Raw genomic sequence first — 5,786 nt, 5'->3', positions numbered from 1 at the left:
TTCGTTAATTTCTAGTAATACGGTACGGTTAAGCCGCACAAAAGTTTGAAAGGTGATAGGCCTTTTGAGATTTTGCAGGCTTGTCTTTCCCAACCTGTCGTGTAAACAACGCGGCTGTTTGCTACAGCGGCAAAACCCTTTCCCAAAACAAAAAGAGCAGCTGAAAATTTTGCAGAAATGGTGGGGAATTTAGGGCTAATCTAGTCAACTCTAAACCGAAATCAAAAAACTCGCCAAATAGCCCGAAGGCGCCTATCTATCATTTATAGTTACTTAATTTATCAAGACAGTTTACATTTGGAAATGTTTGATGGCGTGCGTAAAGGTAAGTATGGACATGGAGCAACAAGTAAAACGGCTATATTCAGGCTAATAAGGTGTAATGCCAAGGTTTATACAGCCTTCCCTAATACGCAATCGCCCTTTATTACCGGTTATTCGGGAATAAGTGAAGCTGATAGTATTGTTTACACCGATTTTTATCGTAGTTATGATATGCTTGATGTGAGTAAATTTAATCATTTCCGCATCAGTCACAGCACGCACTTTGCAGAAAAAGAGAATCACATTAACAGGATCGGGAATTTTCAGAACCGGGCGAAACAGCAGTGACGTAAGATAACAGCATTCCAATAGTTAGAGGGCGTTTGGTCTAGTTATCTAGGACAGACCTTTAAAGTGCTATAATAAGGTAACTATTTTTAAATGGTAAAGGTAAACTTATATGAGATATTCTCTACAAAAAGCCACATTGTGTACACTTACGTTCGCGCTATCCGCCTGCCAAATGATAGATGATGATTTTTATGGCATTTATACTGTCCATCACAAACAGATAGACAATATCAAAACTATTGGTAATACCGCCATTCGCACACAAAACATATACACTAGCGAGCGGATAGGCACCTCTCAAACGCGTGACCACTATATGTCATTGCCCCACCTGATTCAGGTACATGGCGAGTGTGTGGACGTAAGTGGTAACGATGGTAAAACAGTGATTCGTTATCCTTGCCATGGCAAGGCCAACCAACGGTTTGTCTTTAAATCATCGGGTGAAATTTGGCAAGGAAATAAATGTTTGGATGTTGCCAATGGGAAAAATGTCATTATGTATGCTTGTCATGGCAAGGACAATCAACTTTGGTATCGCCATGGATTAAGGATTATAAGCGTATCGGCCAATAAATGTTTAGATGCAAGCAGCAAAATATTGCAAGTCAAACCATGTAATAACAGCCCATCGCAACAATTTCGTTTTTAGGAATATTTAAAAAGGAGGCTTAGGAAGCAAATTTAATCCAACGGCATATTCCATAACATTTCTAACAAAATTGCATACAGGTTATCATGTCTGTGATTAAAGCGGAATCCCGTTTCTTCTAGGTGCCAATAAAACGTCCGTCCGGATACGCCGTTAAATTCAACCGTCCTGTTTTTTGCATAAGTCCAAAATGACCCCATTCCGCTGATATGCCGAACCCCTCCGGCAAGCCCGTTTGCCACGGATGCGTCTGGCACCGGAATTCTGAAAATGGGGTTTGCTTCTCACATTCGTCAGCAATACGGTGCCGCAGTTTGGGGAACGGGTTGTTGGCACTTCGGACACTGGCTGCCGTTAATCCGGCTGTGTCGGAAGCAGTCAAACCTGAGGCAGAAAGGTGTAATATTTGCCGGAATTTCTGCCCGGAAAGTTTACCGGACTTTGGGTACTTGTTTTTAATATAGATATCAGAAGCTTACCATAAAGTTTTATGATTTTGCTTCCTAAGCCCCTTAAAAATACAAAACCACAAATTATAAAATTTGTGGTTTTATTGCTTTGCCGTCCCAAATTACTATTGCTTCGGCAACCAAATATGAAATCATCAAGCTGCGTATTTCACCCCTGGATCCTTGAGGTACGCAGCTGTCCGTTCAGGATTATTATCCAACATCCGCATATGGTTCTCTGTTGCCTGTCTGAGCTTTTGTATGATGCCGACCCCGACTGGCCTGTTTCAGATTCGCATTCAAACGCTCATCCGAATTCAATTCCGGACTATAGCTGGCTAATGTAAAAGAAAAGATCCATATGTTTTTATCATGCCCATCCAACTATTCCTTGACTGCTTTGCTGTGATGAACGCGCAAATTATCCAGTATCGAAAAGACTTTCAGGTCTGCATCCCTGATTACGGCTTCCAAAAGTCCAAATGGAGGGTTGTTTTATTTTTCAATATTTTATTGCCGAATCTGGGGGCGTGTCTTCATTTTGTCTGTTTCGCCCATTTTCGAGCAGAAAAGCGCGTATGCGGGGCGATACTCAAAGAGGGCAGTTTTACACGCTGCGTCGGTAAAACCGGCCGGAGCGGTAAGGTCGGACACCTTGTGCGCATTTCCAACAAGGCAGACGGGTTTTTATACCGAAAAGATGCTACATGATGAAATGAGGACACGCCCTAATAAATTTCAGACGGCATTTTATTTCATCCTCCAGCTTTTAGTGCCATTCCACGTTTTCGCTCAGGAAACCGCCGCTTTGGTGTGCCCATAATTTGGCGTACAAACCGTTTTTGGCCAACAGCTCCGCATGGGTTCCTTCTTCGATGATGCGGCCTTTGTCGAGCACAATCAGGCGGTCCATCGCGGCGATGGTGGATAAGCGGTGCGCGATGGCGATGACGGTTTTGTTTTCCATCATTTTGTCGAGGCTTTCCTGGATGGCTGCTTCCACTTCTGAATCCAGCGCGCTGGTGGCTTCGTCGAGCAACAAAATCGGCGCATCTTTCAGCATCACGCGGGCGATGGCGATGCGTTGGCGTTGGCCGCCGGAAAGTTTTACACCGCGCTCGCCGACATGGGCATCGTAACCGCGGCGGCCTTTGGCATCAGAAAGGTTAGGAATAAAATCAGCGGCTTCGGCGCGCTCGGCAGCTTGCCGCATTTCTTTATCAGTCGCTTCCGGGCGGCCGTAGATGATGTTGTCGCGTACGGAGCGATGCAGCAGCGAAGTATCTTGCGTCACCAAGCCGATTTGCGCACGCAGACTTTCTTGGGTCACATCGTTGACGTTTTGGCCGTCAATCGAAATACTGCCGCTTTGCGGTTCGTAAAAGCGCAGCAGCAGGTTGACGATAGTGGATTTGCCCGCACCGCTGCGGCCGATCAAGCCAACTTTTTCACCGGGTTTGATGGTCAGATTAAAGCCGTTGAGCAGCGGTTTGCCGGTTTCATAAGAGAAATCAACATGATCGAATTTAATTTCGCCGTTGTCTACTTTGAGCGGTAAGGCTTTAGGTTTGTCGAGAATGGTGTGCGGCTTGGTGAGGGTGGACATGCCGTCATTGACGGTACCGATGTTTTCAAACAGGCGTGCTGATTCCCACATAATGTATTGAGACAAACCATTAACGCGCAAGGCCATGGCGGTGGCGGTGGCCACGGCACCGACCCCGACTGCGCCTTTTTGCCACAGCAAAATGCCCAATGCGGCAGTAGAGAGGGTTAGGGCGGTATTCACGAAAAAGCTACACGTATGCAACAGTGTCGCCAAGCGCATTTGCGCGTGTACCGTCACCATAAATTCCTGCATCGATTGCTTGGCATAGGCTGCCTCGCGCGCACCGTGGGAGAAGAGTTTGACGGTGGTAATGTTAGAATAGGCATCGGTGATGCGGCCGGTCATCAGGCTGCGGGCATCGGCTTGTGCGGCAGCGGTTTTGCCCAGCTTCGGAATCAGAAAACGCATAACCAGTGAGAAGCCGATAATCCAGCCGACAAACGGCAGCAGCAACCATGAATCAAGCGCCGCCAGAATCACGCCGGAAGTGATGAAATACACCAGCACATATACCACCATATCGGCAATGGTCATCACCGCATCGCGCAAGGCCAGTGCGGTTTGCATCACCTTAGCCGACACGCGTCCGGCAAATTCATCTTGATAAAAACCAAGGCTTTGGTTGAGCAGCAGGCGGTGGAAATTCCAGCGCAACCGCATCGGGAACACGCCTTGCAATGTTTGCAGGCGCAGATTGGATGCAAAAAATGTCCACGCCATAGAAAACAGCATCATCGCCACCATGCCCGCCAACGCCCAGCCTTTTTCGGCAAACAGCGTTTCGGGCGTATATTGGCCGAGCCAATCGACAACTTTACCCATGAATTGGAACAGCAAGGCTTCCATCACGCCAATCACCGCCGTCACCAGCGCAAGCACGATAATCCATTTGCGCACGCCGCCGATACTGCTCCAGATAAAGCGCCATAAGCCTTTTTCTGGCGTAGCGGGCGCATCGGCGGGATACGGGTCAATTCGCGACTCAAACCATGAAAATATCTTATTAATCATATTGTTGTGTATTAAAAAATCAAATGTTTCAGACGGTCTTTGCAAGGGAGCAGGCCGTCTGAAAAAGTTTTAAAGAACGTTTTTGAAAACGATATGGGTAATTTTACGGAAAAAACAAGGGTAAGGCGAATGTCAAACCTGAAATCCCACCTGTCGCTTCAATCGTAGCGGTAATATCCGCGCGGATAGACCGGATACCCTGCCGGATAGCCCACCGGCGTGCTGTCCTGATAAATAACCGTGGTGCCCGGCGGCGCGTTGACGTTGACGGTTTTGCGAATTACCGTCTCCGAACGTGTCGGCAAATCAATCACGGCGGTGCGGCCATAGGGCGTTTCGCTGTACACACAGCCGCCGAGCAAGATAATTATCGTCAAAAAAAACGGTTTCATGGTTTGACCTGATGAAAAATGAAAAGGTTGAAGCCGTCTGAATACCCATTTTTCAGACGGCCTGAAATTACTTCAACAAATTCTTCAACGCCAAGCGAACCCCCTCGCCGACATCGGTGCCTCTCGGAATGCCTTTCGCCGCCGCTTCGGCTTCGCGTTCATTGTAGCCCAAAGCTAGGAGTGTGCTGACGATGTCGTCGGTTTCGTCCACGCTTGAGGAGGGAGCAAACAGGCCGTCTGAAATATGCTCAGACACCAGTTTGCCGCGCAATTCGAGCACCATGCGCTCAGCGGTTTTCTTGCCAATGCCTGGTGCGGAAGACAAACGCTTTACGTCCTCTTCAGCCACCGCCTGCGCCAGTTCGCCGGCGTTCATAGCCGATAAAATACCCAACGCGGTTTTGGCACCAATGCCGCTGACTTTAACCAATTGGCGGAAGGTCGCCCGTTCTGAGGCAGTTGCAAAGCCAAACAGCAAGTGTGCATCTTCGCGCACCACCAACTGGGTATAAAGCTGCACGGTTTCGTTCAGCGCGGGCAGGTTGTAAAAGGTTTGCATCGATACATCAACTTCATAACCGACACCGTTGACGTCGATGACGATTTGCGGCGGCTGTTTTTCGATGAGTTTGCCGGAAAGAGTGCTGATCATTTGAAGGGCTCTGGGTTAAATGGGAGGTCGTCTGAAATCAGAAGGATTATGCGCATGCCGATAGATTGGGAATGAATTAACTTCTCTGCCACTTTGAACATCAGGCAGAAACACCATCATATTCTATCAAATTTTCCTACCTGCCGTTGCCTTGTTCCAAATCAAATCCGCTACATATAAAATAAAAATACCCCATCAAACAAACCGCCCTTAATAAAACTTTTGGGGCTGACGCAGATGAGTAAAAAATGAAGGTAACCCATTGCAAACCAAGCAAATCTACACGGAAAAAATTCTTCAATTTTCTGTATCGGAAGTAACGGCCCGTGCAGCTGCCGGTATACCTGGTATCCGGCCTGATTCCGCCCTGTTGTTTTACCGTAAAATCCGCCAAGCCATCGCTTAC

The 5,786-nt window shown here is 47.5% G+C and carries 5 protein-coding genes and 4 pseudogenes; 5 read left to right on the top strand and 4 right to left on the bottom strand.

Annotation, left to right across the window (positions count from 1 at the left end; genetic code table 11):
* Positions 1 to 18 precede the first annotated feature (18 nt).
* The 3 genes and pseudogenes from C7N83_RS17150 to C7N83_RS12715 form a co-directional block, all read left to right on the top strand.
* A pseudogene (locus C7N83_RS17150) lies at positions 19 to 105 on the top strand (IS481 family transposase); the annotation flags it as partial.
* Positions 106 to 210: 105 nt separating this feature from the next.
* A pseudogene (locus C7N83_RS12720) lies at positions 211 to 606 on the top strand (transposase); the annotation flags it as partial.
* Positions 607 to 787: 181 nt separating this feature from the next.
* The gene (locus C7N83_RS12715; RefSeq protein ID WP_170064912.1) at positions 788 to 1,267 is read left to right on the top strand and encodes an RICIN domain-containing protein; all 480 of its coding nucleotides are present in this window, start codon (positions 788 to 790) and stop codon (positions 1,265 to 1,267) included.
* Positions 1,268 to 1,299: 32 nt separating this feature from the next.
* On the opposite strand, the pseudogene C7N83_RS12710 reads toward C7N83_RS12715, so the two are convergent.
* Positions 1,300 to 1,733 (bottom strand): annotated as a pseudogene (locus tag C7N83_RS12710) (hypothetical protein).
* Positions 1,734 to 2,124: 391 nt separating this feature from the next.
* Here C7N83_RS12710 and C7N83_RS15380 point away from each other — a divergent pair.
* Positions 2,125 to 2,427: a hypothetical protein gene (locus tag C7N83_RS15380; protein ID WP_211296661.1), complete on the top strand. Its 303-nt coding sequence runs from the start codon at positions 2,125 to 2,127 to the stop codon at positions 2,425 to 2,427.
* 58 nt (positions 2,428 to 2,485) lie between these two features.
* Here the strand turns inward: C7N83_RS15380 and C7N83_RS12700 are convergent, their stop codons facing one another.
* From C7N83_RS12700 to ruvA, 3 genes are all read right to left on the bottom strand, one after another.
* Positions 2,486 to 4,336 (bottom strand): ABC transporter ATP-binding protein, encoded by a 1,851-nt coding sequence (locus tag C7N83_RS12700; protein ID WP_106743093.1) that lies wholly within the window; start codon positions 4,334 to 4,336, stop codon positions 2,486 to 2,488.
* Between the two features lie 158 nt (positions 4,337 to 4,494).
* Positions 4,495 to 4,728 (bottom strand): methionine-binding protein, encoded by a 234-nt coding sequence (locus C7N83_RS12695; RefSeq protein ID WP_106743087.1) that lies wholly within the window; start codon positions 4,726 to 4,728, stop codon positions 4,495 to 4,497.
* 67 nt (positions 4,729 to 4,795) lie between these two features.
* Positions 4,796 to 5,380 carry a Holliday junction branch migration protein RuvA gene (ruvA, locus tag C7N83_RS12690; protein WP_106743085.1) on the bottom strand — a complete coding sequence of 195 codons (585 nt, stop codon included), beginning with the start codon at positions 5,378 to 5,380 and terminating at the stop codon, positions 4,796 to 4,798.
* 248 nt (positions 5,381 to 5,628) lie between these two features.
* On the opposite strand from ruvA, the pseudogene C7N83_RS16345 reads away from it, so the two are divergent.
* A pseudogene (locus tag C7N83_RS16345) lies at positions 5,629 to 5,786 on the top strand (IS1595 family transposase); the annotation flags it as partial.

The sequence above is a fragment of the Neisseria iguanae genome, from assembly GCF_003013245.1.
Lineage (GTDB): Bacteria > Pseudomonadota > Gammaproteobacteria > Burkholderiales > Neisseriaceae > Neisseria > Neisseria iguanae.
This window is presented reverse-complemented; position numbering and strand designations above follow the sequence as displayed.